This is a genomic window from Streptomyces ardesiacus (assembly GCF_003112575.1).
GTDB lineage: Bacteria > Actinomycetota > Actinomycetes > Streptomycetales > Streptomycetaceae > Streptomyces > Streptomyces ardesiacus.
In genome coordinates, this window is record NZ_BEWC01000001.1 from 1,538,434 (window position 1) to 1,562,288 (window position 23,855).

Genomic DNA, 23,855 nt, shown 5'->3' on the forward strand with positions numbered 1-23,855 from the left:
CTCCGCCGGTGTCGCGGGCCAAGACAGAACGACCGCGAGTGGGGGACCGCCGGGTGATCAACGGCATGGTCTACACGATCCGGACCGGGATCTCCTGGCGTGACCTGCCCGAACGCTACGGGCCGTGGAAGACGGCCTGCACGCGCTTCCGCGGCTACGCCCTCGACGGCATCCTCGCCCGAGGCCCTGCAGCGTGATGCAGGGCCCAGGCGGATGCGGCCGGAGACATCGACAACCGCCACCTCCTGCGAAGCAGCGGGGTCTCTCGCATCGTTCCTACTCTGGGCAAGGTCTGTTCGAAGACGGACCCTGGTCAGCAAGGAAACCGAGGATCTCTGCCGTGACACGCTCGGGCGCGTCCTCCATCACGAAGTGTCCAGCTCCTGGGACAACCGTGAGGTGGGCGCCGGGGATGTCCGCGGCCAGCTGGTGGGCGTAGGCCAAGGGCTGCCACTGGTCGCGCTCGCCCCAAAGGATGTGGACCGGCATGGTCAGGGAACCAAGCTGGTCGGTGATCTCCTCGGTGTACCGGGAGTTGTAGTGCCGCACCTGGTGTTCGAAGAAGGAGACGCGGCCCAGCGCCGACCGGTGGGGCGCCAGGTATGCGTCAAGGACGTCATCGGTCATCGTCGCTGCGCCGTCGGACACCGTCATCTCCAACTGTCGGGTGAGCAGGGTGTCGAATGCTTCCTGCGGCAGTTGGATGTGCTCTTCCAACTGCTCTTCGATGATCTTGCTCCAGGTCTCAGAGGGCCAGGAGTCGTAACTGACCGTGTCGATGATCATCAGCCGCCGCACTCGCTCGGGGTGGGCGATGGCGAAGCGCTGACCGATGGCGCCGCCGATGTCGTGGGCGACGATGGCGGTCTGCTCGATGTCCAGAGCGTCGAGCAGACCGGCCAGCAGATCCGTTTGGGCGGCGACAGAGGTGTCGCGGTCCACTGGACGCTCAGAGCGCCCGTAACCCAGCAGGTCGTAGGTGATCGCTCGGTGGCCGGCGGCCTCGACGTGCGGCACGACGTTCCGCCACTCGTACGAGTAGGAAGGGGTGCCGTGAACGAACACCACCGGCTTGCCCTCGCCGCAGTCGCGGTAGGAGAGACGGGCCCCGTCAACGATCAGGTCACTGGGCAGGAAGTTCATGCGGTCGGCTCCTGACTGGGTAGTTCCGCCTTCCAAGTAAACTGTACAGGTCTGTACAGTTAGCGGCGTGGCGTCCAGGATGAAGCCTGTCTGTTCGTTGGTGTCGGGGAGTGTGGGATGAGTGAGATGGGAACGGGATCTGCGACGGCCGGCAGGCGGCGGCCGGCTCGGGAGCGTCTGCTGGTGACTGCAGCACGCCGCTTCTATGCCGACGGCGTGACGGCCACGGGGATCGACACGATCGTCGCCGAAGCCGGCGTGGCCAAAACAAGCCTGTACAACAACTTTCACTCAAAGGCTGAGCTGGTCAGGGCCTATCTCGACGCCCGGCACGAGGAGTGGCTCGCGACGTACCGCACACGACTGGAGGAGACGGTGGGCCCTCGCGAGGCGGTCCTGGCCGTCTTCGACACCTACGCCGATCACGCGGAGGCCGCCCAGGCCACCGGCTTCCGCGGCTGCGGCCTGCTCAACGCGGCGGCCGAGCTGCCCGTGGGGGACATAGGGCGTGATGTCGTACGCCGCCACAAGGAAACGGTCGAGGAACTGATCGGCTGCCACCTCGGACAGCTGCTGCCCTCCCGTCCTGGAGAGGCCGGTGTTCTGGCGGAGCACCTGTCCTTCCTGCTGGAGGGCGCGATGGCGAGGGCCGGACTGGAAGGCGATGGCAGCCGGCTGGCCCGTGCCCGCACGCTGGCAGCTGCACTGCTGGATGAGGCCATGGCCGGCTCCTGAACCCCGCCACTTCATGCCTGCTGCGCCGAACCCCGCTCGCACACGATCACGCCCCACGTGCCCACGAATTCGCTTGTCTTGTCAGGCATCCTGGCGAGCTTGCTCTCGGCATACTGCTCCCCCCCTGCGGAGTGCAGCGATCGCGCTTCAGGTGCCGCCTCGCCGTCGGGTGCAGCACACGGGCATCAAGCGCTGCGCGAGTCCACGCCTGGGCGGGCTGGGAGATGCGACCACCAAGGCCACCGTCAGCTGGTGGCCGGAATGGGTGGCCGTCCTGCCGTCGCCGGGACGCCGGATTCTCACGCCGTGACGATTGCCCGCGGCAGCAGGCTCCGTGACGAACCTGCTGCTGAACTGCAGCTGGCCGCAAGGAGAAACGATCCGACTTCAGAGTCGGATCGCTTCACGGCACCGCCCCGTCAGCCGCCGACGGCGCGCAGGTGACGTCCGGCCTGTCCCCGGTCCTCGAACAGGGCCGGTGCGAGCCGGTAGTGCTTGACGCTGCCCACACTCCCGGTAACCTCCAGCCAACCCGCTTCGAGCAGTTCCTTGGCGTGTATCGAAAGTGCTGGTCACCGGCGTGGCGCCGCCTAAAATGGCATGCGCTCTTCGTCCGGTCGTGCTGGGATCAATCCCTATGAATGATTGCTTTCTCGATGAAGCCGACTTGACGGACAGGATGGAGCGGAATCTGGCGGAACACGCCTGCCATCTGCACCGGAGCATGTCCGGTGCGACCGTCACGGAGACCGATGACCTCCTGGTCGCAGACAGCGGCCTGGACGACGACACGTTCAACATCGTCGCCGCGGCCCGCTTCACCGCCGGCGACGCCGCGGCCCGTATCTCCGAGACTGCTGGGTCGCTGGCCGACACCGGCCGCGGCTTCTCCTGGTGGGTGGGACCTGCCTCGACACCGACAGACCTCACCACGCGCCTGACCGTGGCCGGTCTGCCGGTGTCCGAGCGTGAGACGGCGATGTCGGCCGAGCTGGACGACACCCTGCCGGTTCCCTCTGTCCCGGGTCTGGACATCCGAACGGTGACCACGCCCGAGCAGCTCGCCGACTACGCCACGGTCCTCGCCGCGAACTGGAATCCACCTGCCGAAACTGTCCGTGACTTCTTCGCCCGGGCTGCTTCCCAGGCGCTGGCCGCGACCTGCCCGGCCCGGTATCTGGTGGGCTATGTGGAGGACCGTCCGGTCTGCTCCGCCGAGGTGTTCCACCACGCGGGAGTCGCCGGCATCTACAACATCTCCACCCTGGCCGCCCAGCGCCGGCGCGGCTACGGCGGAGCCATCACGCTCGCGGCCCTTCACGCTGCCCGCGAGCGAGACCACCACATCGCGGTCCTGCAGGCGTCTGCCGACGGCGAGCCTGTGTACCGCCGCCTGGGGTTCCGCGCCTGCGGCCAGTTCCTCGAACACGCCATCAACACTTGAACCTCCACGACTCCACGGAGTCCGTCGCCCCTGATTGAGCTGGTCACAGCCATTCATTGGCAATAGCGGCTCCAGCACTGCCCACTGCTCGTCCGTGAGATCTTTCCGACCCATGGAACGTGATCATTCACAGTCCAAGATTCACTTTCGTTACACGGCCTAGCGAGCCGACGGGTCACACAAGAAGCTGCCGAGACCGCCGCACATGCTGCCGCTCTCCTGGTCCACTGGATAGCGACGGGCGCGATCCGTAAGAAGTAGCTTCTCCCGAACCGCCCGCGCCGGCTGCCGGTCGAATGCGGCTGCACCCTGTGCGCTGCTGCGGCGCCTCAGCCCGGCCTGTCAGGAGCGTTGAATGCCGCGCAGTGAGTCCAGGAGATCTAGCCCCTCGCGGGCTCTGCGTCCGTAGACGAGAGAAACGAAAGTGATCCCGATGGCTCCGATCAGTGAGGTAGTCGCCGTGTCCGGCAGGTCAAGGAACGCTACTGAGATGCCGCAGCCGCCTAGCACTACTGCAAGCGCGACCACCTTGAAGCGCTGACCCTTGGCGGCTTCGGCTGGAGACAAATGGTCAATCTCTGAACCTGGCAACAATTGCCCAATTTTACCTTCGCTGTAGGCGTTGGCGATGTTCGTCAACGCCTCCGCTAGATCCGGCAGTGCAGTGCGTGCGTCGATGTCGATCGCAGCCTCGTGCTCCTGTAGGGCAGCGATCACTTTGAGGTGGTGGTCACGTAGCTTCCCTCTGCGTCGCGAACGGCGATGCACGGCCTCGTGTACGTCACTGATGCGCAAGATGCTGACATAGATGCGATCTAGCAATTCCGTGAGATGGCGCAGTTGGCTTTGCTGCTTCGGGCTCCCGGGTGCGCTCCTGTAGGCCGCCGCAGCCTGGTGGACTGCGCTGGCGGCCCCTGCCGCAAGGTAATGACTGCTTCCACTTTCGCCCTTCAGGCGATCCGTCTGCCAGCGGAGGATGACGGACAAGAACAGGCCGATCCCGGTGAGGAAAATGCCTGCGCCAACAAGGGCAATCAAGGCCAGCGCAATACCCCCGGCGAACATGACTGGGTTGCTGTCGCTTACGGTATCCCACAGCTCGGAGAGCGTAAACTCGTCGGAGTCGAGACCGAAAGGAGGGTCGTCTGCAAGCCGAAGTGCGGCGTCCACTAACTCAATGTTCAGCCGCAACGCCAGAAGAGGGATGTACAGGAAGATGAAGAGGGAGACTGTTGCACCCCAAATTCCAGGAGCGGACGCGTAGTATCGTCGGATAAGAACGCGAGTTCTTCCTGACGGAAGAACGGGAGTGCCTAGTATCAGGATAGCTTCGTTCATTTCCCGGATCGCCTTATCGGCCGCTACCCGCCGCCACGCTCCCGCCATCCCTGCCCCCTTCTTGATGTGGGCTGAGCAATCTAGCAACCCCGACGACTCCGGCGGACGTTGGTCTCCCTCGCCGAGCGCTGCCGCCTCCGTACCAGTTGACCAAGAACCCGATGCCCAGGACCGAGTCACCAGCCCGAGAAAGGCCAGCGCCATGATCGAACAGCCCTGCCCCTTCAGCGAGATCGCCGCAGGCCGCGCCCCCGCACAGATCGTCCGGTGACCAGGAGCGTGGGTCAGTAACGAGGTTGTGAGCGAATGAGTCGGGGGCGTGCTGGTCTGGCGGTTCGGCTGGTGAGTGATTCAGCGGGTCGTCGGGGTGACGGGCACGAGTGCGGTGCTCGGCTTGCGGTGGGTGGCACGTTGGGCGGAGCGGTCGGAGACCAGGCCGGCGATGGCGCGGTGGGTGGCCGAGTAGTGCTCGCGACGTCCGAGGAACCGCTGCAAGGGGCGCCACTGCTTGTGCTCGGCGTTGGCGTGCTCGACGCAGATCCGGCGCGAGGATTGGCGGCGGCGCATCTCACGCCATCCGTACCGCTCGGTCAGCGGCACGTCCTCCAAGTCCTTCGGCTTCTTCGGCGGTGCCGAGATCTGGTCGGGGAACTCGTTGGCCAGGCCCCGGCAGCCCTCGTCGACCTCGACTCTCACGTCCGGATGGAGGCGGAGCTGTTCGGCGATACCCTCGGTGCGCATCGCGGTCTGGTCGTGCATTCTTCCGGGCCGGTCGGCCCCGGACCACAGGGTGCGACCCTGAGCGTCGCTGATGGTGGTGGTCTTCATGGTGTTCTGTTTCTTCTTGCCGGAAACGACCACACAGCGGCCGGGTCGGTGGGCCCTGGGGCGGCGGACCTGGGTCTCGGTACCGTCGATGCGGAGCGTGATCCCTTCGGCTGCGGCGTAGGCGAAGACATCGGCCAGCGTATACAGCCGAAGCCCCGGCCGGTCGGGGAAGGCGAAGCCCCGCGCGGCCAGCAGCGGACGGATCTCGCCGATCGCCCTGGTGATGGTGGACCGCTCCAGGCCGTAGATTTCCGCGAGGGCGGCGTGCGGGGGTTGGTGACGCAGGTGGACCAGGGTGACCAGCACCCGGTCGGTGAAGACGAGATCGTGCTTCGGTCCGGCACCAGGCAGCTGCCTGCGGTTGCCGCCGCGCCGCTCGTGCAGTGCGGACTCACAGCGCGCGGTCCACGGCCCGGCCAGCTCGTCGATCAAACCGCCGAGATGTGCACGGGAGATGCCGGTGAAGGCAGGATGGGACAAGGCCGCACGGGCCCATTCCTTCGTCATCACACATGAGGAACCCGCGCGGCTCTCTCCGCGTTACGGGCCGCTTGGGCGCTATCGCTGGTTGTGGTCCGAGAGCGCTGCTGCGGTGGCGCGGGCGAAGCCTTCCGGGTTGTCCAGCATGATGTTGTGCCCGCAGTCCGGGATGGAGACCACGGCCACCCCGGCTTCGGTGAGCGCATCGGTGCCCGGGAGTGGGCTGTCGGCCTCGGGCAGCAGGTAGGTGCGGGGGATTTTCAGGTCCAGCAGTTGCTCACGCATGGTGGGGACGGTGCCGCGGGTGAGGTGGACCGCGCTGCGATGCAGGGCCTCCCGGCCTGCCAGGCGCATCGTGGACCACCAGTGGGAACCAGCCCGGTCTCGGATCTCTTCCCAGCCGCCCGCCAGGAACTCCTCCTCGGAGTACGCGGCGATGCCGCTGCTGCCCGTGGCACCCGGTGCGGGCGGGATCGGGTCAAGGTTGGCGTCGACCAGGACCAGGCGGGAGACCAGTTGGGGGTGCCGGGCGGCCAGGACGATGGCCACAGAGCCCCCCATGCTGTGCGCGATCAACTCGGCGCCCGTGACACCCGCGCTGGTCAGGGCCGCGGCAAGGGCTTCGGCGTGGGATTCCAGGGTGTAGTCGAAGTCCGTCGGCCGGTCGCTGATGCCGTGCCCGAGCAAGTCGATCAGCAGCGATCGACGTCCGGCGAGCAGAGGATGAACCGCAACCTCCGCGAAGTAGGCCGGCGACGTGGCGCCCAGACCATGGACGTAGACACGGGACGGCTCCTGTCCCGGCAGCTCAACCCAGCGGATCTGGCCGCCCTCGGCCGTCACGGCGGCGTTGCGCACAGTCTGCTGCCCTTCACTCCGGATCGACGGAGAGACGAGAGTAACGCCCCGGGCTTCGGTGCACCGCCACCGCCCCCAGCACTGGACGTTGCGCGGTCACCAGAGGCCTCGAGCCTCGATCAAGACACCCCACCTGATTTCGTTCACAACGTCGTAACGGCTTGGCTTCCGCCGAGGCTGGAGTGCCGCGTCTCGGCTGTGTCTTGGGGTGGCCTAGGCTGCGGGTCATGAATGCGGCCATGACCAGCGGTGTGACCACGGAGCCTGCCGTCCTTGACGCTATGGAGCTGGCTTCCGATCCGGAGCTGGAGGCCGGTTTTGCCGAGTCGGCCCACCAGATCCTGGCGGGCCTGGTCAGTAAAGGTGCTGCACTGGGCTGGGTCGAACCGCCCTCGCGGGATGAGGTGGCGGAACTTCTCGGCCACGTCGTCTCCGCGGTGCAGGCCGGGGATGCGGCCTTGCGGGCCGCTTACCTCGAGGGTCGGCTTGTCGGGTTGGGGTACTGGCTCCGCTACGCCCGACCGACCCATCGTCCCCACGCCGATCTGGAGAAGATCGCGGTAGATGCTGCTGCCCATGGTCGTGGTGTCGGCCGAGCGCTGGCTGCTGCCTTGATCGCTGACGCCCGGGAGGTGGGTATCGAGGTCCTTACTCTGGACGCCCGTGGCGACAACGCCAATGCCCTGCACCTCTACCGGTCGCTGGGCTTCACCGAATACGGCCGTCTGCCCGGCTTCGTCGCCGTCGGCGAACGCCGCTACGACAAGGTCTTCTACATGCTGGACTTCCGCCGGGAAGGCTGACCTGAGCACGCACGGGGCCCGGCGGTGCCCCGCTGGAGCTTCGCGGTCTTTCATGCGAGATGATCACGATATGCGTGGTGAGGAGCACCTCGCTGCGCCAGGCATCCCCCGGGCAGCTTGTTGTTCTCTTCACTGATCCCGACCGCATCGTCCGTCGGTTCGCCTACCGGTTGGCCGTCGACGGCCAACTGCTCCGTCCCGCCGAGCTGGCCGGCGCGGCCGCCCGGGACCAGGACCCTGTGGTCCAGGACCTGTGTGCCACAGCGGCGCTCACGGCTCCGCGGGATGAGGAGGGCTACGAGAGTGTGCTGCCTCCGCTGCTGTCCGCACGCAGCCCCCGTGTCCGGTCGGCCGGCGTCACCGCGCTGAGACGGGCAGGGCGCTCGAAGCAGGCGGAGCCGTTTCTCAGTGACCGTTCCGCGCTCGTGCGTGCGTGTGCCCGCAACGTCGTACGACAGCAGGGTGGTGACCCGGCGGCCTGGTACCGGGAGCGTTGCAAGGCACCCAACGAATCCGAGTTGCTGCCCGGCGCAGTCATCGGGTTGGCCGAGTGCGGGAACCGCGCGGACGCCGGGCTGCTGCGGCCGCTGCTCGCGCACCCGGCGGCCGGGGTGCGGGCGCGAGCCGTGGCAGGCTTGCGGGCGCTGGACTGCGCGGATGTGAAGCAGATGCGGCCGCTCCTCGACGACCCTGCCGCCGAGGTCGTCCGCGAGACCGCCACCGTCCTGCTGCCCTCGGCCAAGGAACTGCCCGCCGACCGGCTACTGGAGCGCACCAGCTCCCAGCGGCCGCGGCACGTTTGCGTCGGCGCGTTCCGGCTGCTCGACGCGCACGGCGGCATCGTGGCGCAGCGGGCGGCGGTCGGTCTGCTCGCAGACCGCGATATGAAGCTGCGCACCTGGGCCGCGCAATCAGTGCAGCGCTGGCGACCGTCCCCGGACGGCCGGCGCGGCGATGCGGAGGTGGGTGAACTGCTCGACCGCAGCCGACATCTCTTCAGCGATTTCGTACTGCGCCGGCGCAAGTGGGAACCCGGGTGGCTGGCTGAGACTGCACCCCGGTCCAGAACTCCGCTCAACACTCGCCGCCCGGTGGCTCTGGTGACAGCACACCAGCCTGCTATGTGACAGCTATCGTGCTTTGGCTCGACGCCCTTCCTGCTTCCGGCTCCAGCGCTCTGACTGCCTACAGCTCGAACTGCAGGTCGACGATGTCCTTGAGTTCGACTTCGAGGCCGTGGGCGCGGCGCCCGTTGTCGCGGAAGTAGACCTCTCCCAGGGCCTCGGCCGCGAGATCGCGGAGGTCGTCTTCGTCGACGCCGGCCTCCTGGGCCTGGAGGAGGCTGGCGGCGTGGTGGGGCGGCAGGGCGAGGGTGAGGTGACGTACGCGGGCCTGGTCGGTGCTGCCGGCGGCGGCGGTGTAGCCGAATCTCGCCTGTACATCGATCATGATGCCGCTCGTGGTGGCCGCGGCTTGTTTCGCCTTGGCCCTGATCTGCGGCTGCCAGCGCGTACGGACCTCACGTTCCAGTCGGTGGGCGAGCTGTGGCCGGGGCCTTTTGAACTGGTTGTTCACATACCGCTCCACCGTGCGCTGGCTGATGCCGAGCAGCTCGGCCACGCGCCGGGTGCTGTGCTGGTGCTGCCGGACCAGATAACGCATCTGTGCCCCCGCCGACTTGGGGACCGGACGCGTGAACGCGCCCTGCACGGCCTTGTCGAGTTCTTCTCCCACCGTGACCATCGCCTGCAACGCTCCCTATTCTCCGGTGTCCTTGGCGGTGACCTCGCCGGTTTTGATGTAGCGGGCGAGGTTGGCGACGTGGCCGTCGGCGCCGAGCTGCTCGAGCACGTCCGCGCCCCACAGCACGCTCTGGGTGCCCTCGTGCTTGACCATCCCGGGCGAGATGCCGAGCCGGAAGCTGCCCGGCACGGTCTTGCCGTCGGCGCCGTAGGGCAGCACGTCCAGGGGGCTGGGGCCGTCGGCCGCGTACACGGCGCAGTCGGAGAGGACCGCGACGGGGTAACGGCCGGTGGCCGCCGCCAGGTTCAGCATCTTGCGGTGCATGTTGATGCGGGCCCGGGAGATGACGGTGGCGCGGATGTCCGGGCGCCAGGTCGGGCGGGCCAGGGCGGGCCAGGCCTGCCCCGGCTTCCAGCCGCCCCCGCGGGCCTTCTCCTGCAGTTTGCCGATCCCGCCCTTGACGGTCATCTTGACCGCGTCCACCACGATCCCCAGCTCCGGATCGCGGGCCTTGTAGCCGTCCATCGCCTGAAGGAACTGGTGTGGGGGCAGCTTCTCCGTGACGCCGAGGTCCGCCATGGTGGCGACGTAGGCATCGCGCAGCCGCTTGTACCAGCCGTCCAGGAACCGGCCGCTCTCCCGGCGCACCCACGCCTCGAGGGGTGCGACGTCGTAGCCGAGCTCGACGGCGTAGGCCACGGTGGGCGTGGCGTACCAGGCCGGGCCCTCGGGGCGCTTGCCGGTCGGCGTGAACGGGCTGGGCAGCAGGTGGCCCTCCAGTCGGCGCCACTGCTTGGCGACCTTCACCCGGGACAGGTCGACGTGGGAGAGGTCGACCAGCCAGGAACCGGGCACCGCTGGGTCGAAGACCGGTTCGGTGACGTGCACGGGCGGCGATGCCAGGCCGACGACGGCCCCGTTGGCGGCGGCCCCGAAGGCGAGGTTCACATCCAGGCCGACCAAGTGCCCCTGCATGCACTCGGCGTCGGTGAGGTCCCGTGCCCAGTCGTAGGCCTCCTCGAACAGCCTTTCGTCGGGGCCGCGCACGTGGAAGCGGGGCAGGTGGGCCAGGACGGGGTGTCCGTCGGTCGCCTCGCACGGCGCGGGGTCCATCGGCTGCGTGCCCAGGGACCCGGGCCGGTGCTCGCGGTGCCGCTTGCCGTTCTGGTCCGGCTCGCTCGCGCGGGTCGGGGGGTTGAGCGCGGTCATCAGCTGCAGTCCCGTCACGGCGGTGGAGCCGACCGGCGTCATCACCCGGGCCGCGTACACGCCCAGCACGCGAGCCAGCTCCGCCGGCTCCAGCCGGGCGGCATGGCCCCAGGCGCGGTCGTCGAGGGCGCGCCAGGAGGGGATGCACAGCTGTACGCACTGGCGGCGGCTGCCGTGGGCGGGCCGGTAGATCCGCGCCCACGGCCCCAGCCCGCGCTTGGTGAGCTGCCAGTCGGCGCGCTCAAGCTGCTTGATGACCTTGTGTCCTTCCGGCAGCCGCCCGGCAAGCTGCTCGGCCTCGGACAAGACGGCGGGCAGACCGTAGCGCGCGCACGCTGCCGCGGTGAGCACCAGCAGCGGGTCGCCGTCCTTGCCCGAGCCGTGCAGCTTCTCCGACCCCAGCCGGGCTTCGGTCAGTGTCCATTCCACCAGCGCGGGCAGGGACTTGGCGGGCACGTCCAGGATCAGACCGCCGACGCCGTAGCCGGTCACCTGCCGCTCGGTGTCGGCGTCGAGGACGAGCAGCGGACCGTGCGCGTACACGCCGCCGGGCGCGGGGGTGTCCGCCGGAGCGTCCTTCCTTGCAGTGGGGCGCCGCGAGCTCTGCGGCGCCCGCTCGGCACGCGGCACCGGCCGCCGTGTCGCTGCCGCGTGCGGAACGGGCGCTGGGGGAGCAGCCGACGGCTCCTCGGCCTCAGCCGTGGCAGCAGCTTCAGCCGCCCCGCCCGTGAGCCGCGCCTGCGCTGCGGGCGCTGCGGGGCCCGTGTCCTCCTGCGGGGCGCCGGTGCTCTGAGGGGCGGGGTAGAGCGTGGCGAGCTGCTTCAGCAGGCGCGCGTACGCCTCCCGCTCCGGGGGCCGGGGCTCGGCCTTGCCCGACTCCCAGCCGCCGATGGTCGCCCGCCGCACGCCCAGAGCGGCGGCCACCTCCTCCAGGGTGAGAGCGTGCGCCTGGCGCAGCCGCCTGCGCTCAGCCGGCGGCGGCAGCGGGGAGCGGGACGCGACCAGCGCGTCGACCGCGTCGAACAACTCGGACATGGGACACCTCCGTCCCTGACCCTACCCCTGAAACGCACCTATCACGTACTAACTACGTATGGATCGCGTACATTGAGCGTACGAACGGTGTTCGGGGTGATAACGTCCGGTCAATGGACCTGGTGAGAGCCAGCGGCCCGTAGCGCACGTGTACTAGAGGGCTGGGTCGAAGTGGCACGAGCGCATGCGACGTGTGCGAGGGGGAGCGGTGGCGGCAGCAAGTGACGGCTGGGCGGGCATGGGCTGGGACTGGACGGATGCCGACGACATCCGCCGACGCCTGGACCAAGGCGCCGATCCGGAGAGCTGGAACCGGAGGATGAGGCCCCTGCATCGGGCAGCGGTGTACGGCTCCCCGGAGGCTGTTACGGAACTGGCCCGCCGGGTTGCTGACGTGGACGCGCTGGAGAACGGGGTGACGGCACTGTGGGAAGCCGTCCTGTCCAGGAAGCCGGCCAATGCACGGGCACTCGCCGCCGCCGGGGCCGACCCCTGGCGGCCGTCACTCGGCGGCTGGTCACCGGGGCGGCTGAGCCTGGCCGGACCGACGCCCCAGCTGTTCCCGGTACCGGAAGGGGTGTCCCTGAGCGACACCGAGCGTGCTGCAGCGCAGGAGGCCCATCGCCTCACCACAGCATTGGGCGAGTTCTACTACGACGGCACCGGCCTGGCCTGCGTGGCGGGCATCGACGCGGCCGAGGCGGTGCGCCGTCTGCAGGCGACGCCGGTGGTGGACGGCGAACTCCTCGACGTGCTGAAAGAGATGCTGGAGGAGCCCCACGCGTACGACATGGACGAGAGCCAGCACATCGTCGGCGTGACGTCCGTGCCGGGCGGCTGCGTCGTCACCCAGCCCTGGGGATACGCGCCGCAGATGCCGGGCGTGCTGGCCCAGTTGTCCGCCGGCACCCTCTGCTACGGCCTTTACGCCAATCCCAAGAGCGGCAACCAGGGCAGTATCGCCCGGCATGGAACGATCGAGGGCTGGGACCTGCACCCCGGCGGAGGACCGGGCGAGAACGACACCTCCGAGCAGGTGCTGGCCTCCTACCTGTACCACCTCAACGCCGTCGCCTATGCCTGCGCCTTCGCAGGACTGCGCCTGATCGACAGGCGCGCCGTGACCGGACCGCCCGATGTGTGGGTCGAACTGCCCCGCCGCGACTACTGGAGTCTCTGAAATCAGAGAGGAGCTGTCATGACGGTGGTGGAACGGCTGCGCCCCGGCCGCCCTGAGCGCGCGCGGCTCTTTCCTGACCAGGCCGAGGCGGTCAAGCGGCTGGCCGGGCACCTGCGGCGTGCCGGGACGCGGGCGCTGTTCGTGTCGGCGACTGGCACCGGCAAAACATTGGTGTCGATCCGGGTGACGGACGAACTCGACGCGCGGCTGGTGCTGTTCGTGGTCCCTACCCTGGACCTGGCCGCGCAGACGGCGCTGGCCTGGCGCCGCGATCACCACCTGGAGCACATGGTGATCGTTTCTCCCTGGACACCAGCGGCCGCGACGACCTGGTCGCCGCCCGCGTCATGTCGACCACGAACCCGCACGCGCTGGGCGGACTGATGTCGGTCGTGGGGGAGGGGGACCAGATCCGTGCGCTCACGGTGATCTGCACCTACGACTCCCTGGACAAGATCGAGCAGGCCCAGCGCACCGGGTACGCGGTGCCGCCGTTCGACCTCGCCGTCATGGACGAAGCCCACCGGATCGCCGGCCGCGCCGACAAGAAATGGGCCATCGTCAACGACGCCCAGCGGATCCGCCGCGGACCGCCGCCTCTACATGACCGCCACCCCGCGGATCTTCGCCGCACCCGAGCTGGCCGAGTCCGCCGACCTGACCCGCCCGCGCCGCCGCATCGCCGCTGCCGGGCCGGACGCGGGCGCGTTCGTCAACCCCATAGACAACCAGGCCGTCTACGGCAAAAAGGTCTTCGAATACACGCTCACGCAGGCCGTGTCCGACGGCCGCGCAGCCGACTACCGCGTCGTGGTGCCCACCCTCACCGACACCGACCTGCGCCGCCGCCTCAACTTCCCCGCCCTCGCAGGCCCGCCCAGCACCGCCCCCACGGGGGAGGGGGAGGCGGAGAACGACGGTGCGCTGCGCACCACTGCCCTGCACCTCGGCGTCCTGCGCGCCATGACCGAACACGGCCTGAGCAAGGTGCTGGTCTACTTCAACCTCGTCTCCGACGCCCGCCGCTTCACCCGCGAACTCCCGCACACCCTGCGCCTGCTGGCCCGCACCGATCCCGCCCTCGTCCCGGACATCACCCCCGCAGCTGTTCTTCGCCCACGGCGAGCACACCCCCGCCCAGCGCGCCGACACCTTCACCGCGTTCGCCGCCGCCGACTGCGCGATCCTCGCGAACTCCCGCCTGATCGCCGAAGGCGTCGACATCCCCTCCGTCGACGCGATCGTCTTCGCCGACCCCACCCGCAGCGTCCTCCGCTGCGTCCAGCCCTCGGCCGCGCCCTGCGCCAGGACGTGTCCGGCAAGACGGCCTCTCTGATCGTCCCCGGACATCTTGGGCACCGCCTACGAGCCGGTGTGGGCGATCGTCTGCGCGCTGGCCGGCCACGACCACCGCATCCTCGAGCGCCTCCCGGACAAGGCCAGCCGCTTGCCGAAGGAGACCAGCGACGTCATCGCGCGTCGCTGGCACTTCGACTTCACCGTCCACCCCGAACGCATCGCCCGCGCGATGGACCTGGCCTCCTTCGACCCCCGCGACCCGGCCGTCTCCCGCTCCCGCCGCCTCGGCCTGGCCGCCGCCCAGTCCTACCGCAACCAGTACGGTCACCTCGACGTCCCCGCCGACTACACCGACCCCACCGGCTACCGGCTCGGCACCTTCATCACCACCATGCGCGACGCCCGCACCGCCGGCCGCCTCGAAGCCGACTGGACCGCCGAACTCGACGCCCTCGGCATGATCTGGGACAAGCGCGAAGCCGCCTGGCGCGCCCGCCTCGCCACCGCCGCCGACTACCTGCACACCCACGGCCACCTCGCCGCCCCCGCCACCCCGTCGGCGCCTGGCTCGCCGAACAACGCCACCTCGCCACCAAGAACACCCTCGATGCCGCCCGCGTCGACGCCCTCACCGCCCTTGCCCCCGACTGGCGCCTCCCGCACGGCCCGGACTGGCACCGCAAGTACCACCTGCTGCGCACCCACCTCGCCACCGGCGCCGACCTGGCCGCCCTCACCCGCGACACACTCCTGGCCGGGGTGAAGATCGGCTCCTGGCTCCACCGCCAACTCACCACCTGGTCCGCCCTCCGCCCCGGCCAGCAGCACCTCATGACCGCTCTCGGTCTTACCCCCGACACCAACCCCCTCGCCCCGGCCCGCCACAAGGTAACGAGCACGTTTGTGGCGAACAGGTTCGCTCAGGCGGCTGCGTGGTGAGCGGAGCGGCGGCCTGGACTGTCTTTGGTCCGGGCCGCAGCGGAGGTGCTGTGGGAGATCTCCTCACGTGGCTGCCTGCCGCGCGGGACGGGCAGCGCGCCGCCACGGCCCCGGCTCGAGGGGCCCGGCGGCGGTCGGGCAGTCGGCGTTGGGGGTGCGGGTGGCGGCGAGGGCGGTGCTCCAGGTGACGAGTTGTCCCAGGAGTGCGTCGAGGGCTGCCGTCTGGTGCTCGCCGGGGGTGAAGGCGGGGCCGAAGTCGCGGAAGTCGGTGCGCAGGTTCAGTGTGACGTCCGCGCCGGCGTCGGCGAGCTGGAGGGCGCCGAAGACGGGACGAAGGGCCTGGGCCGCGCGGACGCCGCCGTCGACTCCGTAGGAGACGATCGCCGCTGCCTTGTTGTTCCACTCCGCGTACACCCGGTCCAGGGTGTTCTTCAGGACGCCGGGGGAGGAGCGGTTGTACTCGGGGTGACGAAGGCGAATCCGTCGTAGGCGGCGACGGGTTCGGCCCAGGCGCGCGCGTAGGGCTGGGTGTAGCGGCCGGACGCGGGCGGGATGGGCTCGTCGATCTGCGGGAGGCCGACCTCGGCGAGGTCGAGGAGGGCGTACTTGGCGTCGCCCCGCTCGATGGCCTGCTGGTGGACCCAGTCGGCCACAGCGGCGCCGACGCGGCCGGTTCGGGTGCTGCCCAGGATGATCGCTGTCTTCGTCATCTTGTGCTCTTCGGATGTGTAGGGCGCCCGTCCCCGCACCGGGGCACCGGAGGAAGGGGCGGGCGTTCGGGTGCGGGTCAGGACAGGAAGGTGTCGAGGGCCGCGAAGACGGCCGGGGCCTGTTCCCGGATGGGCAGGTGGCCTCCGCCGGGGATGAGGACGAACTCGGCGTGCGGCAGGGCGGCGGCGTAGGCGCGGCCGAAGCCGGGGATGATGACCGTGTCCTCGCTGCCCCACAGCACCAGGGCGGGGCACTGGACGCCGGGCAGGCGGGTCAGCAGGCCGGGGTCGTTCATGGCGGGGCCGGTGTAGGCGTGCAGGGTGGTGAACAGGTGCGCGGGCGGGTCGGACCTGCCCTCGGCACCGGCGGGGCCGGGAGTTCCCGGTGGGGGGCTGGGCAGGGTGACGCTGTGGCCGGGGATTTCGGGGCCGATGGCGTTCATGAGGACGAGCTTGGAGATGCGCTTCTCCTGGTCGGCGAGGACCAGCTCGACGGCCGCCCAGCCGCCGAAGGAGGTGCCTATGACCGTCACATCCCGCAGCCCGAACTGCGCGAGCAGTTCGTGGTAGACGCGGGCGAGGGCGGCCACGGAGTCGAGGTCCTCGGGGCGGGTGGTGAAGTCCCAGCCCGGATGAGTCGGGGACAGGACGCGGTGGCCGGTGGAGATGAGGTGGTGCGCCAGCGGCGTGACACTCGCGGGGCCGGGCGCGCCATGAAGGAGGAGGACGGCCGGGCCCTGTCCGGCGTCCCGCACCCGCAGCTCCAAGCCGGGCCGTATCCCCACGGTGTGCATCGTGGTCATGCTGCTTGCTCCCTGGTGGGCGTAGGGGCGGGTGGTCACTGCCCGTCGGGGCCGTGGGTGAAGAAGGCGACCATCTGCTCCAGGCCGTCGTCACTGAAGAGGGTGGTCAGGCTGGTGGCGGACTCGGCGGCGGAGGCTTCGCTGCGGGGGAAGAGGACGGCTTCGTAGGCGCCGAGGGCGGCCTCGGTGTCGCCGGGGTGGGCGGCGATGGCCAGGCCCAGCTCGGCTCCGTCCAACAGGGCGAGGTTGGCGCCCTCGCCCGCGAAGGGGGACATGACGTGAGCGGCGTCGCCCAGCAGGGTCACGCCTGGGGTGCGCTCCCAGCGGTGGCCGACGGGCAGGGCGTGAATCTTACGGGGCACCAGGGCGCCGTCGGCGTCGCCGACCAGTGCGCGCAGGTCCTTGTGCCAGCCCTCGAAGTGGGCGAGCACGGCGGCCTTGGCCGCGTCGGTGTCGGTGAAGTCGATGGTGTCGAGGTAGCCCTCGTCGCTCTTCAGGGCCGTGTAGACGTGGAGGCTGCCGTCGGTCTCGCGGTGCGCGAGGAAGCCGCGCTGCTCGCCGAGGCAGATGAAGAACCCGCCACCGATCATGGCTGCCGGGCCGGGGTGGCGGACGTCCGGCTCGTGCAGGTCGGTCTCGACGAACGAGATGCCGGTGTAGGCGGGCTTGGCGTCGGAGACCAGGGTGCGCACCCGCGACCAGGCGCCGTCGGCGCCGATGAGCAGGTCGGTGGTGATCGCCGTGCCGTCCGCGAAGGTGACCTCGTGGCGGCCCTCGCCCAGCGCACGCACGGCCGTCACCTTGCGGCCCCAGCGGATCGTGCCCTCGGGCAGCGAGTCCAGCAGCAGGTCCCGCAGGTCGCCGCGGTCGACCTCGGGACGGCCGCCGGTGTTGTCGTCCTCCTCGGCGATGCGCACCACGCCGTCGGGCCCCACCAGGCGCATCTCCTGGCCGCCCTCGTGGATGATCTTTTCGAAGCCGTCGAACAGGCCGGCCGCGCGCAGGCCCTTCTGTCCGTTCTCCTCATGGATGTCGAGCATGCCGCCCTGGGTGCGGACCTCCCGCGACGCCTCCAGCTCGAAGATCGCCGCCTCGATGCCGTTGACGTGCAGGACCCGGGCCGCAGCCAGCCCGCCCAGGCCGGCGCCGATGATCGCGACGGGGAAGTGCTCAGTGCTCATGATGTGCCTCCGCAGACGGTGCTGGTACGGCCGCCGCCGGGAAGCTCCCGCAGTGGCCGGCCGGCCGGCGCACCCCGCGCGCTGCTGCGGCACGGGAGCATCGACGGCCACCATCCAACGTAGCGAACATGTTCGGTACGAACAAGTTCGCCACACTGTGGTGGTCGCACCGTCCCCGGCGCCGGGCTGGACTCAGCTCTTCCGCGGGGTGGGCAGGGGGGTATGGACGATGCCGTTGACCAGGACGTCGAAGCTCCAGCGCATCCGCTCCTCGGCCGTGCCGCCGACCAGGTCGGGCATGTGCGCGGTGATCGCCGGGTGCGTGGAGTCCTTGACGGAGTGCAGCGCGCGCAGTGTGGCGTTCCACTCGTCGGCCGAGGTCGGGTCATGCTCCCGCGTCGACTGCTCGGCGGCGGTGGCGGTCGCGTCCTGGAGTAGCTTGTCCACGCCCCAGGCCACCTGCTCGCGGGCCGCGCCGCTGCGGGCCAGGAGGGCGAGGACGTGCTCGACCAGGCGGAGGTAGTTCTCCCCGCTGGGCCGGGTCACCAGCGCGGACCGGGCGAGCTGCGGGTGCTGGAACAGGACCAGGGTGTACGAGGTCATCACGGCGCACAGTTCCTCGCGCCAGTCACCGCCCGCACTGCGGCTGCCGGTAAGGTCGACCTCGCCGAGCAGCGCGTCCAGCACGGCCGCGTGCAGTTCGGCGGTGTTGGCGACATAGACGTATAGCGATGCCGGCCCGGTATCCAGCTCCTGCGCCAAGCGTCGCATCGTCACCTTCTCCAGCCCTTCCGCGCGCATGATCCGCACGGCGGTCTCCACGATCCAGCGGCGGGACAGGGCGGGCTTGGCCGGGCGCTCACGGCGACTGACCGGCTCTCGTCTTCCACTCATGGCGCCGATCGTAACGAACGCGTTCGCGCACTGTGTGGCCGACAGGAGAGGCAGGCGCTCCATCCGTCCCCGCGCCGCCTGTCGGTAAACGATCGTTTACCGACAGCGGCGACCCGCACGGTCGCGTCTCCGCGGGCCCTTCCGGCGCTGGGGCGGCGGCGTACGAATTCCAGCTTTGGATCAGGCTGGTCGATCGGAGGCATAGCGGGCGAGCGTGGTCTCTACCGCTTACTCGAGGGCGTAGCGGATGTCGGAGGCTGCGCACAAGCTGCTGGGCTCGGCTCGGAGGGAAACGCCCTAGCGAGAAGGCGGTTTGTTGCTGGCCATCCAGCCCGGGCCGGTGGCGGGGAGCGGTGCCTCTGTCTCCCAGTCGTGCAGGTGGAGGGCGGTGTCCGTCGTGGCGTCGGCGTTTGCTGTGGCTGTGAGGTCGGTTCCGGTCAGCTGGGCCCGGGTCATGCCGGTGGCGGGCATGAGGTCGAAGGTGGGCACGGCCACGAGTATCTGTCCGGCGGCGTATGACGGGACGGAGACGTGTGCGGTGTCCGGACCCACACGCATGATGCGGACCCGGATCCGCTGGTACTTGGCGGTCACGCAGCTGTTTCTACGTCACACCGGCCGAGAGGGACAGCGCCTTCGGCGTACCTGAGTGCCTGGCGCGCGGCGACCATGGCCTCGCCCTTGATGCCCTCGGCCGCGCAGCGCTCCCACCACGGGTGACACTGCACCCGTGCCGTGGCCGTGCGCGGCTCGTCGAAGAGCCGGTCGAACTCGTTGGCCTCGGCCGCACCCACCAGGCCACCCTCCCCTGGTCCCGCGAGCCCCACGACGGCTGGCCCGAGGAATCGGAGCGAGGCAGGGAACACCCCGGCCGGCCCGCCTCCCTCGGCTGGACGGGCGCAGGGCGGCGTACAGCTCGGCGGCCTGGCGCTGGGTGGCGATCAGGTCGGCGGGGAAGGCATGCGGATCGAACGTGTCGGGGACGGGGGTGCTCATGCCGGTGAGCCTAATCCGAGCGCCGGACAGTGCCCGGCTGCGATGGTCACGGGTCGAAGGGCGTGATGTCGGCGGGGGTGAGGTCGGGGCGAGTGCGGTGCAGGCGAGCAGGGTGCCGCCATCGGGCGGCGGCGTCGACCTCCACCTCCCCCTCCACGACGAGGTCGGGCCGGACGAGATGAACGGAGACCACCGCACGGGTCCCCCATCCCGCTGAGAACGTCCGGCCTGTCCATGAGTGTCCCGCGTCAGTGGTGGTGAGCAGCTCAGCGAGTGCGGGCCCGGTGGTGCGGGGCAGGGTAGTGGTGCGGCCGGTGTATCGGAGTCGGCGGGCGGCGTCGTAGCGGCCGAGCAGCAGAGTGCGCGGTGCGACGACAGGGCCGGTGAGGGCACCCACGATGGCGTCCTGCGTGGTGCGGATCTTGTATTTGCCCAGGCTCTGGCGCCCGCCCGGTAGGGGGCCCTGAGCGGTTTGGAGGCGAGGCCTTCCAGTCCGGCCGACGCCCAGGCCAGCCATTCGCGGGCGGTGTCCGGGTCGGTGGTCGACGGACACAGCGTGAGCGGTGCGGTCAGCCCGTTCTCGGAGAACAGTTCCTCGAGCGCGGTCCTGCGTCGGCTGTAGGGCCAGGGGGTGAGGTCTGTGCTGCCCTGGCGCATCAGGTCGAAGACAATCAGGTGAGCGGGCCAGGCGCGCGGCCTCCTGGGAGCTGGCACCGCGGCGGCGGGCGAGGCGTTGCTGGAGCCGCTCGAAAGCCAGGCGGCCGGATTCCCACACGACCAGATCACCGTCCCGCAGGGTTGTTCACGCGGCTAATGGATGGCTGACCATCGAGTGCGGTGTGGCACCGGTGGTAGTTGTAAGTGCGGAGGAAGTCTGCCAAGGCTTCGGTGCGCTCGGCGTTGCTGGAGTACGGGCGCACGTACGCCCACTCGTCGAGCAGGGCGCGATTCAAGCGCTCCACCTTGCCGTTTGTCTGGGGGCGATAGGGGCGCGTGCGTTTGTGGACGATGCCAGCAGCGCTAAGGATCTGGCCGAACAGCAGGGACCGGTAACAGGAGCCGTTGTTTGTGAGGCCGCGTTCGACAGTGATGCCGTGGTCGACGAAGAAGGCGTCCGCGCGGTGCCAGAAGGCGGCGGCGGTCTCCTTACGCTCGTCTGTCAGAACCTCGCTAGGCGAGCCGGGAGTGATCGTCGATCGCGGTGTGGACGAAGCTGTAGCCGATCACAGGACTGCCGTCCTTACGGATTGCGGTGGTGTTCTGCCGATTGTTGGTGGCCTGCTGGCGGGGCATGATCCGATGTCCGCCGCCGTCGGGGATGCTGCCGAGTTTCTTGATGTCGACGTGGACGAGTTCGCCGGCGCGCTGGCGTTCGTAGCGGCGGATGACCTGGCCGGTAGGTCGGTCCACCCAGCGCAGGCGGTTCAGGCAGTGCCGAGTCAGGACGCGGTGGACCGTCGAGCCTGGAATGGCCAGGATCGGTCCGATGTGTGCGGGTTCAAGGTTGCGCTCGCGCCGCAGCTCGCAGATGCGGTTCTCGACGTCTGCGGGCGTGCGGTGCGGTGTGGTCCGGGGCTGGCTGGAGCGGTCATACAGCCCCGCGTCGCCTTCGGCGCGCCAGCGCCGAACCCACTTGTGAGCGGTGGTGCGGGAGATACCCATTTCATCGGCCACGTGGGCGACGGGTCTGCCGGACCGAACCCGGTCGACCAGCAGCCTGCGGCCGTGGATGGTCAGCCGGGCATTGGGGTGAGACACGACGACCTTTGCGGTGGTGGGAAGATGCGTGGAGGTGAGGAACGGCCGCATCTCCTCGCCCCTGAGTGGGGATTACGGTCCTCGCCGCGCGCGACGGCGCCGGGGCCGGTCGTGAGCGCGTCCTGGGCTACACGTTCTGGGGCTGTGGGTAGAGCTGCTCGATCCGGTCTCGTTTGGTGTACATGTCCCAGTACTGCTCGGCGAGGTCGTCGGGGTCGACGAGCGGGAACTCTGTAGTCGATCCAGTGGAGGTTCCGGCTTTGGCGATGAGGGCGCTCAACTCGCTGCGGTCGATCGTCGCACCGACGGAGAGGGTGCCGGCATAGATTCCCGCCTCAGCGAGCTCACCGTGGAGGGAGTGCAGGTAGTTACGGGCGGCGGCGCCTACGGGGGCCAGTCCGCTGAGCCGGGGCATGGGGCAGACGGCCGTGACGCCGGTGGTCAGGAGGAAGGCTCCATCGCCCCGTTCTGTCCACTCCGGCAGAACCGCACGTACCACTTCCACCGGCGTCAGCAAGAACATCGGAATGGCCTCTTCCAGGGCGGCAGCATCCATCTCGGCGGCTGGAATCAGACTCTGCTCGGTGCTGAACGGCCCGTACTCGACCACGTCGACGCGGCCAAAGCGGCCGCGGATCCTCGCCACCAAGGCCGGCACTTCAGCGGGCCTGGACAGATCGGCGGTGAACCCGGCCGCCTCGATGCCGGCCACCGCTAGCTGCTCGACGAGGGCATCGAGGCGCCGCTCGCGGCGTGCCACCAGGGCGACACGGAAACCTTCGCGGCCGAAGCGGCGGGCGACGGAGGCGCCGAGACCGGTGCCAGCCCCGAAGACGGCGATCACTTTGGACATGCGGTGGACTCCTCGCTCCAGTCATCTTGACCCGCTGGTCAACTTACGGCTCGACGGTAGCATGCAAGTTGACCCGAGGATCACGTTCTGCCGACCGGCAGCACGCGGCGAGGGATACGCCAGGCCAGGGGACCAGGAGGAACACCACATGCGGGCCGACGCGCAACGGAACGCGGAGAAGCTGCGAGCAGCCGCCGCCGAGCTCTTCCAGGAACGCGGTCTGCAGGTGCCGCTCAAGGAGATCGCCCGGCGGGCGGGCGTGAGCCACGGCACCCTCTACAACCTCTTCGGCACGCGTGAGGCCCTCATCGACGAGGTGGTGACCGACCGCGCGGCACACCTCCTGGACCAGGTCGGCCAGCAGGCCCTGTCCTTGGAGGATGCCTGGGAGGGATTCACGTACTACGTAGAGAAGCTCTGCGAACTTCAGGCCACCGATCCAGCCGTCGCCGACGTGGTCAGCGGGCGTTACCCGAACGCGAAACGCCTCATGACCGCCTGCGCCCGGAGCATGGGCGCCGCACGGCAGATCGTTGAGCGGGCCCACGAAGCCGGCGCACTCCGTCCCGATTTCACCAACGCGGATCTGGTATTCGCCTTTGCCGCCAATGCCCTGCTGGCCCGAGCCACCGGCGAGGCCGCACCAAGCGGGTGGCGCCGCCAGGCCGCCTTCCTCCTAGACGGCCTGCGCACCGAGTCCTCCCGCCACCCCCTGTCCGCGAGCCAGCCGACCCCACAACAAGTCCACGACGCTATGGCAAGCCTCGGCGACAAGGCATAGAACGATCGAGGGTGGGCCTTCGCCTCCATCACCGCCTCGCCCGGCGCCAAAGCCCACTATCGGCGTCGCCGCGACGACCACGGAGACTGGCACCCAGCCTCTCAACGGAACCTCTTCAACCGCATGCTCGGCCAGCTCTACCACTGTCTTCAGCACGGACAACACTTCGATGAGACCGTCGTCTTCCCTATGCCAAGCGAGGCCCTCGCTGCGTGATACCTGTCAGCCACCAATAGCGCGCGACCAACGCTCTTGGATGACTGCCTGCTTCCGCTCCAGTTCTGCATCCCACGTCCGGTTGGTGAAGGTCCCCGGAACTGTGAGCGGACGCCTATTCACTCTTACGACCCGCAGATCCCACCAGATCCCGCTCCGCAACACTCGCGACCGCCTCTCAATGTCGGCGACTTCGCTCCACGGAATGGATCGCTTCTTGAGGAAGGTGTGGAACTCCAGCCCCGTCGGGGTGATGAGTACCCGGCCATAGATGGAGCTGATCGCGCCGAAGACCACAGCCACGCAGAAGACCCCGAAGACCCCGACCAGCCACCATCCGACAGACCCCTGCGCGCTCAGGCTCATCGCCACCATCACGCCAGCAAGAGCAAACGTCACGATGCCGTTCCGCCACCAGTACCGCCGGCGGTCCTCAGGGCTGAAGCCGATCCACACATCAGGCATGCGCACGATGTTAGCGAGATGCAATCGAACAACGACCAGCTCGTCTTGACGCGCTACATGCCTGAGGTGTCTATCCTGCCGCACTCGACCTCCCGCATGCCCTGGTCGAGTGGGTAACCATGCTCATCGTCACCCGTGAGGGTGACCGCCGCTGCAAGCTCCCG

23 protein-coding genes and 5 pseudogenes are annotated in these 23,855 nt (G+C 69.2%); 10 read left to right on the forward strand and 18 right to left on the reverse strand.

Annotation, left to right across the window (positions count from 1 at the left end):
* Positions 1-8 precede the first annotated feature (8 nt).
* Entirely contained in the window at positions 9-197 is a 189-nt protein-coding gene (locus Sdi02f_RS36685; RefSeq protein WP_078869403.1) for a transposase, read from the forward strand.
* 79 nt (positions 198-276) lie between these two features.
* Here Sdi02f_RS36685 and Sdi02f_RS06745 read toward each other — a convergent pair whose 3' ends face one another.
* Complete coding sequence (locus tag Sdi02f_RS06745) at positions 277-1,143, reverse strand: alpha/beta fold hydrolase (RefSeq protein ID WP_108932881.1); 867 nt, start codon at positions 1,141-1,143, stop codon at positions 277-279.
* Between the two features lie 117 nt (positions 1,144-1,260).
* Here Sdi02f_RS06745 and Sdi02f_RS06750 point away from each other — a divergent pair, with 117 nt between their 5' ends.
* The gene (locus tag Sdi02f_RS06750; RefSeq protein ID WP_108932882.1) at positions 1,261-1,878 is read left to right on the forward strand and encodes a TetR/AcrR family transcriptional regulator; all 618 of its coding nucleotides are present in this window, start codon (positions 1,261-1,263) and stop codon (positions 1,876-1,878) included.
* A gap of 679 nt (positions 1,879-2,557) precedes the next feature.
* Positions 2,558-3,322 carry a GNAT family N-acetyltransferase gene (locus Sdi02f_RS06755; protein WP_053639282.1) on the forward strand — a complete coding sequence of 255 codons (765 nt, stop codon included), beginning with the start codon at positions 2,558-2,560 and terminating at the stop codon, positions 3,320-3,322.
* A 342-nt stretch (positions 3,323-3,664) separates the two neighbouring features.
* On the opposite strand, the gene Sdi02f_RS06760 is transcribed toward Sdi02f_RS06755, so the two are convergent.
* The 3 genes from Sdi02f_RS06760 to Sdi02f_RS06770 form a co-directional block, all read right to left on the reverse strand.
* On the reverse strand, positions 3,665-4,708 hold the full coding sequence (locus Sdi02f_RS06760; protein ID WP_159107634.1) for a hypothetical protein: 1,044 nt from the start codon (positions 4,706-4,708) through the stop codon (positions 3,665-3,667).
* 303 nt (positions 4,709-5,011) lie between these two features.
* Positions 5,012-5,995: a transposase family protein gene (locus Sdi02f_RS06765; protein WP_108932884.1), complete on the reverse strand. Its 984-nt coding sequence runs from the start codon at positions 5,993-5,995 to the stop codon at positions 5,012-5,014.
* 51 nt (positions 5,996-6,046) lie between these two features.
* Positions 6,047-6,826, reverse strand: a complete 780-nt coding sequence (locus Sdi02f_RS06770) for an alpha/beta fold hydrolase (RefSeq protein ID WP_108932885.1) — start codon at positions 6,824-6,826, stop codon at positions 6,047-6,049.
* 239 nt (positions 6,827-7,065) lie between these two features.
* Between Sdi02f_RS06770 and Sdi02f_RS06775 the strand changes: the two genes are divergently transcribed.
* Both Sdi02f_RS06775 and Sdi02f_RS06780 read left to right on the forward strand, forming a co-directional pair.
* Complete coding sequence (locus Sdi02f_RS06775) at positions 7,066-7,629, forward strand: GNAT family N-acetyltransferase (protein ID WP_108932886.1); 564 nt, start codon at positions 7,066-7,068, stop codon at positions 7,627-7,629.
* 92 nt (positions 7,630-7,721) lie between these two features.
* Positions 7,722-8,666 (forward strand): annotated as a pseudogene (locus Sdi02f_RS06780) (hypothetical protein); the annotation flags it as partial.
* Positions 8,667-8,814: 148 nt separating this feature from the next.
* On the opposite strand, the gene tpg reads toward Sdi02f_RS06780, so the two are convergent.
* Both tpg and tap read right to left on the reverse strand, forming a co-directional pair.
* A complete protein-coding gene (tpg, locus tag Sdi02f_RS06785; RefSeq protein WP_108932887.1) occupies positions 8,815-9,372 on the reverse strand; it encodes a telomere-protecting terminal protein Tpg in 558 nt (185 codons plus the stop codon).
* A gap of 15 nt (positions 9,373-9,387) precedes the next feature.
* Positions 9,388-11,616, reverse strand: a complete 2,229-nt coding sequence (gene tap, locus Sdi02f_RS06790; RefSeq protein WP_108932888.1) for a telomere-associated protein Tap — start codon at positions 11,614-11,616, stop codon at positions 9,388-9,390.
* 208 nt (positions 11,617-11,824) lie between these two features.
* On the opposite strand from tap, the gene Sdi02f_RS06795 reads away from it, so the two are divergent.
* A complete protein-coding gene (locus Sdi02f_RS06795; protein WP_108932889.1) occupies positions 11,825-12,796 on the forward strand; it encodes an ankyrin repeat domain-containing protein in 972 nt (323 codons plus the stop codon).
* An 18-nt stretch (positions 12,797-12,814) separates the two neighbouring features.
* Positions 12,815-13,180: a DEAD/DEAH box helicase family protein gene (locus Sdi02f_RS36290; RefSeq protein ID WP_245962149.1), complete on the forward strand. Its 366-nt coding sequence runs from the start codon at positions 12,815-12,817 to the stop codon at positions 13,178-13,180.
* Positions 13,181-13,357: 177 nt separating this feature from the next.
* Here Sdi02f_RS36290 and Sdi02f_RS36985 read toward each other — a convergent pair whose 3' ends face one another.
* Complete coding sequence (locus Sdi02f_RS36985; protein ID WP_435799146.1) at positions 13,358-14,146, reverse strand: hypothetical protein; 789 nt, start codon at positions 14,144-14,146, stop codon at positions 13,358-13,360.
* Position 14,147: 1 nt separating this feature from the next.
* Between Sdi02f_RS36985 and Sdi02f_RS36300 the strand changes: the two genes are divergently transcribed.
* Positions 14,148-14,858 (forward strand): helicase associated domain-containing protein, encoded by a 711-nt coding sequence (locus tag Sdi02f_RS36300; RefSeq protein ID WP_245962150.1) that lies wholly within the window; start codon positions 14,148-14,150, stop codon positions 14,856-14,858.
* A gap of 239 nt (positions 14,859-15,097) precedes the next feature.
* On the opposite strand, the pseudogene Sdi02f_RS06805 reads toward Sdi02f_RS36300, so the two are convergent.
* The 10 genes and pseudogenes from Sdi02f_RS06805 to Sdi02f_RS06845 form a co-directional block, all read right to left on the reverse strand.
* Positions 15,098-15,744, reverse strand: a pseudogene (locus Sdi02f_RS06805) (NADPH-dependent FMN reductase).
* A 77-nt stretch (positions 15,745-15,821) separates the two neighbouring features.
* The gene (locus Sdi02f_RS06810) at positions 15,822-16,547 is read right to left on the reverse strand and encodes an alpha/beta fold hydrolase (RefSeq protein WP_108932890.1); all 726 of its coding nucleotides are present in this window, start codon (positions 16,545-16,547) and stop codon (positions 15,822-15,824) included.
* A 35-nt stretch (positions 16,548-16,582) separates the two neighbouring features.
* Positions 16,583-17,728: an FAD-dependent oxidoreductase gene (locus Sdi02f_RS06815; protein WP_108932891.1), complete on the reverse strand. Its 1,146-nt coding sequence runs from the start codon at positions 17,726-17,728 to the stop codon at positions 16,583-16,585.
* A gap of 192 nt (positions 17,729-17,920) precedes the next feature.
* Positions 17,921-18,622: a TetR/AcrR family transcriptional regulator gene (locus tag Sdi02f_RS06820; RefSeq protein ID WP_108932945.1), complete on the reverse strand. Its 702-nt coding sequence runs from the start codon at positions 18,620-18,622 to the stop codon at positions 17,921-17,923.
* 297 nt (positions 18,623-18,919) lie between these two features.
* A complete protein-coding gene (locus Sdi02f_RS06825; RefSeq protein WP_108932892.1) occupies positions 18,920-19,216 on the reverse strand; it encodes a hypothetical protein in 297 nt (98 codons plus the stop codon).
* Positions 19,213-19,488, reverse strand: coding sequence for a DUF8825 domain-containing protein (locus Sdi02f_RS37030; RefSeq protein WP_497594851.1), 276 nt, complete (start codon positions 19,486-19,488; stop codon positions 19,213-19,215). The genes Sdi02f_RS06825 and Sdi02f_RS37030 overlap by 4 nt, the downstream gene beginning before the upstream one ends.
* Before the next feature lie 176 nt (positions 19,489-19,664).
* Positions 19,665-19,811, reverse strand: a complete 147-nt coding sequence (locus Sdi02f_RS36305) for an ATP-dependent DNA ligase (protein WP_245962161.1) — start codon at positions 19,809-19,811, stop codon at positions 19,665-19,667.
* Between the two features lie 299 nt (positions 19,812-20,110).
* A pseudogene (locus Sdi02f_RS36310) lies at positions 20,111-20,275 on the reverse strand (ATP-dependent DNA ligase); the annotation flags it as partial.
* Between the two features lie 125 nt (positions 20,276-20,400).
* Positions 20,401-21,376 (reverse strand): annotated as a pseudogene (locus Sdi02f_RS06840) (IS481 family transposase).
* A gap of 127 nt (positions 21,377-21,503) precedes the next feature.
* The gene (locus tag Sdi02f_RS06845) at positions 21,504-22,229 is read right to left on the reverse strand and encodes an SDR family NAD(P)-dependent oxidoreductase (protein WP_108932893.1); all 726 of its coding nucleotides are present in this window, start codon (positions 22,227-22,229) and stop codon (positions 21,504-21,506) included.
* A 148-nt stretch (positions 22,230-22,377) separates the two neighbouring features.
* On the opposite strand from Sdi02f_RS06845, the gene Sdi02f_RS06850 reads away from it, so the two are divergent.
* Complete coding sequence (locus Sdi02f_RS06850) at positions 22,378-23,010, forward strand: TetR/AcrR family transcriptional regulator (RefSeq protein WP_108932894.1); 633 nt, start codon at positions 22,378-22,380, stop codon at positions 23,008-23,010.
* A gap of 12 nt (positions 23,011-23,022) precedes the next feature.
* A pseudogene (locus Sdi02f_RS06855) lies at positions 23,023-23,226 on the forward strand (IS110 family transposase); the annotation flags it as partial.
* A 6-nt stretch (positions 23,227-23,232) separates the two neighbouring features.
* Here the strand turns inward: Sdi02f_RS06855 and Sdi02f_RS06860 are convergent.
* Complete coding sequence (locus tag Sdi02f_RS06860) at positions 23,233-23,691, reverse strand: hypothetical protein (RefSeq protein WP_108932946.1); 459 nt, start codon at positions 23,689-23,691, stop codon at positions 23,233-23,235.
* Between the last annotated feature and the right edge of the window lie 164 nt (positions 23,692-23,855).

Excerpts from the sequence above, each read along its gene's own strand:
- Sdi02f_RS06745 (WP_108932881.1), bottom strand. The coding sequence starts at position 1,143 with ATGAACTTCCTGCCCAGTGACCTGATCGTTGACGGGGCCCGTCTCTCC.
- tpg (WP_108932887.1), bottom strand. The coding sequence starts at position 9,372 with ATGGTCACGGTGGGAGAAGAACTCGACAAGGCCGTGCAGGGCGCGTTC.
- Sdi02f_RS06845 (WP_108932893.1), bottom strand. The coding sequence starts at position 22,229 with ATGTCCAAAGTGATCGCCGTCTTCGGGGCTGGCACCGGTCTCGGCGCC.
- Sdi02f_RS06755 (WP_053639282.1), top strand. The coding sequence starts at position 2,558 with ATGGAGCGGAATCTGGCGGAACACGCCTGCCATCTGCACCGGAGCATG.
- Sdi02f_RS06820 (WP_108932945.1), bottom strand. The coding sequence starts at position 18,622 with ATGAGTGGAAGACGAGAGCCGGTCAGTCGCCGTGAGCGCCCGGCCAAG.
- Sdi02f_RS06860 (WP_108932946.1), bottom strand. The coding sequence starts at position 23,691 with ATGCCTGATGTGTGGATCGGCTTCAGCCCTGAGGACCGCCGGCGGTAC.
- Sdi02f_RS06775 (WP_108932886.1), top strand. The coding sequence starts at position 7,066 with ATGACCAGCGGTGTGACCACGGAGCCTGCCGTCCTTGACGCTATGGAG.
- Sdi02f_RS06815 (WP_108932891.1), bottom strand. The coding sequence starts at position 17,728 with ATGAGCACTGAGCACTTCCCCGTCGCGATCATCGGCGCCGGCCTGGGC.
- Sdi02f_RS06765 (WP_108932884.1), bottom strand. The coding sequence starts at position 5,995 with ATGACGAAGGAATGGGCCCGTGCGGCCTTGTCCCATCCTGCCTTCACC.
- Sdi02f_RS36290 (WP_245962149.1), top strand. The coding sequence starts at position 12,815 with ATGACGGTGGTGGAACGGCTGCGCCCCGGCCGCCCTGAGCGCGCGCGG.
- Sdi02f_RS06810 (WP_108932890.1), bottom strand. The coding sequence starts at position 16,547 with ATGACCACGATGCACACCGTGGGGATACGGCCCGGCTTGGAGCTGCGG.
- Sdi02f_RS06760 (WP_159107634.1), bottom strand. The coding sequence starts at position 4,708 with ATGGCGGGAGCGTGGCGGCGGGTAGCGGCCGATAAGGCGATCCGGGAA.
- Sdi02f_RS36985 (WP_435799146.1), bottom strand. The coding sequence starts at position 14,146 with ATGTCCGGGGACGATCAGAGAGGCCGTCTTGCCGGACACGTCCTGGCG.
- Sdi02f_RS06750 (WP_108932882.1), top strand. The coding sequence starts at position 1,261 with ATGAGTGAGATGGGAACGGGATCTGCGACGGCCGGCAGGCGGCGGCCG.
- tap (WP_108932888.1), bottom strand. The coding sequence starts at position 11,616 with ATGTCCGAGTTGTTCGACGCGGTCGACGCGCTGGTCGCGTCCCGCTCC.
- Sdi02f_RS06850 (WP_108932894.1), top strand. The coding sequence starts at position 22,378 with ATGCGGGCCGACGCGCAACGGAACGCGGAGAAGCTGCGAGCAGCCGCC.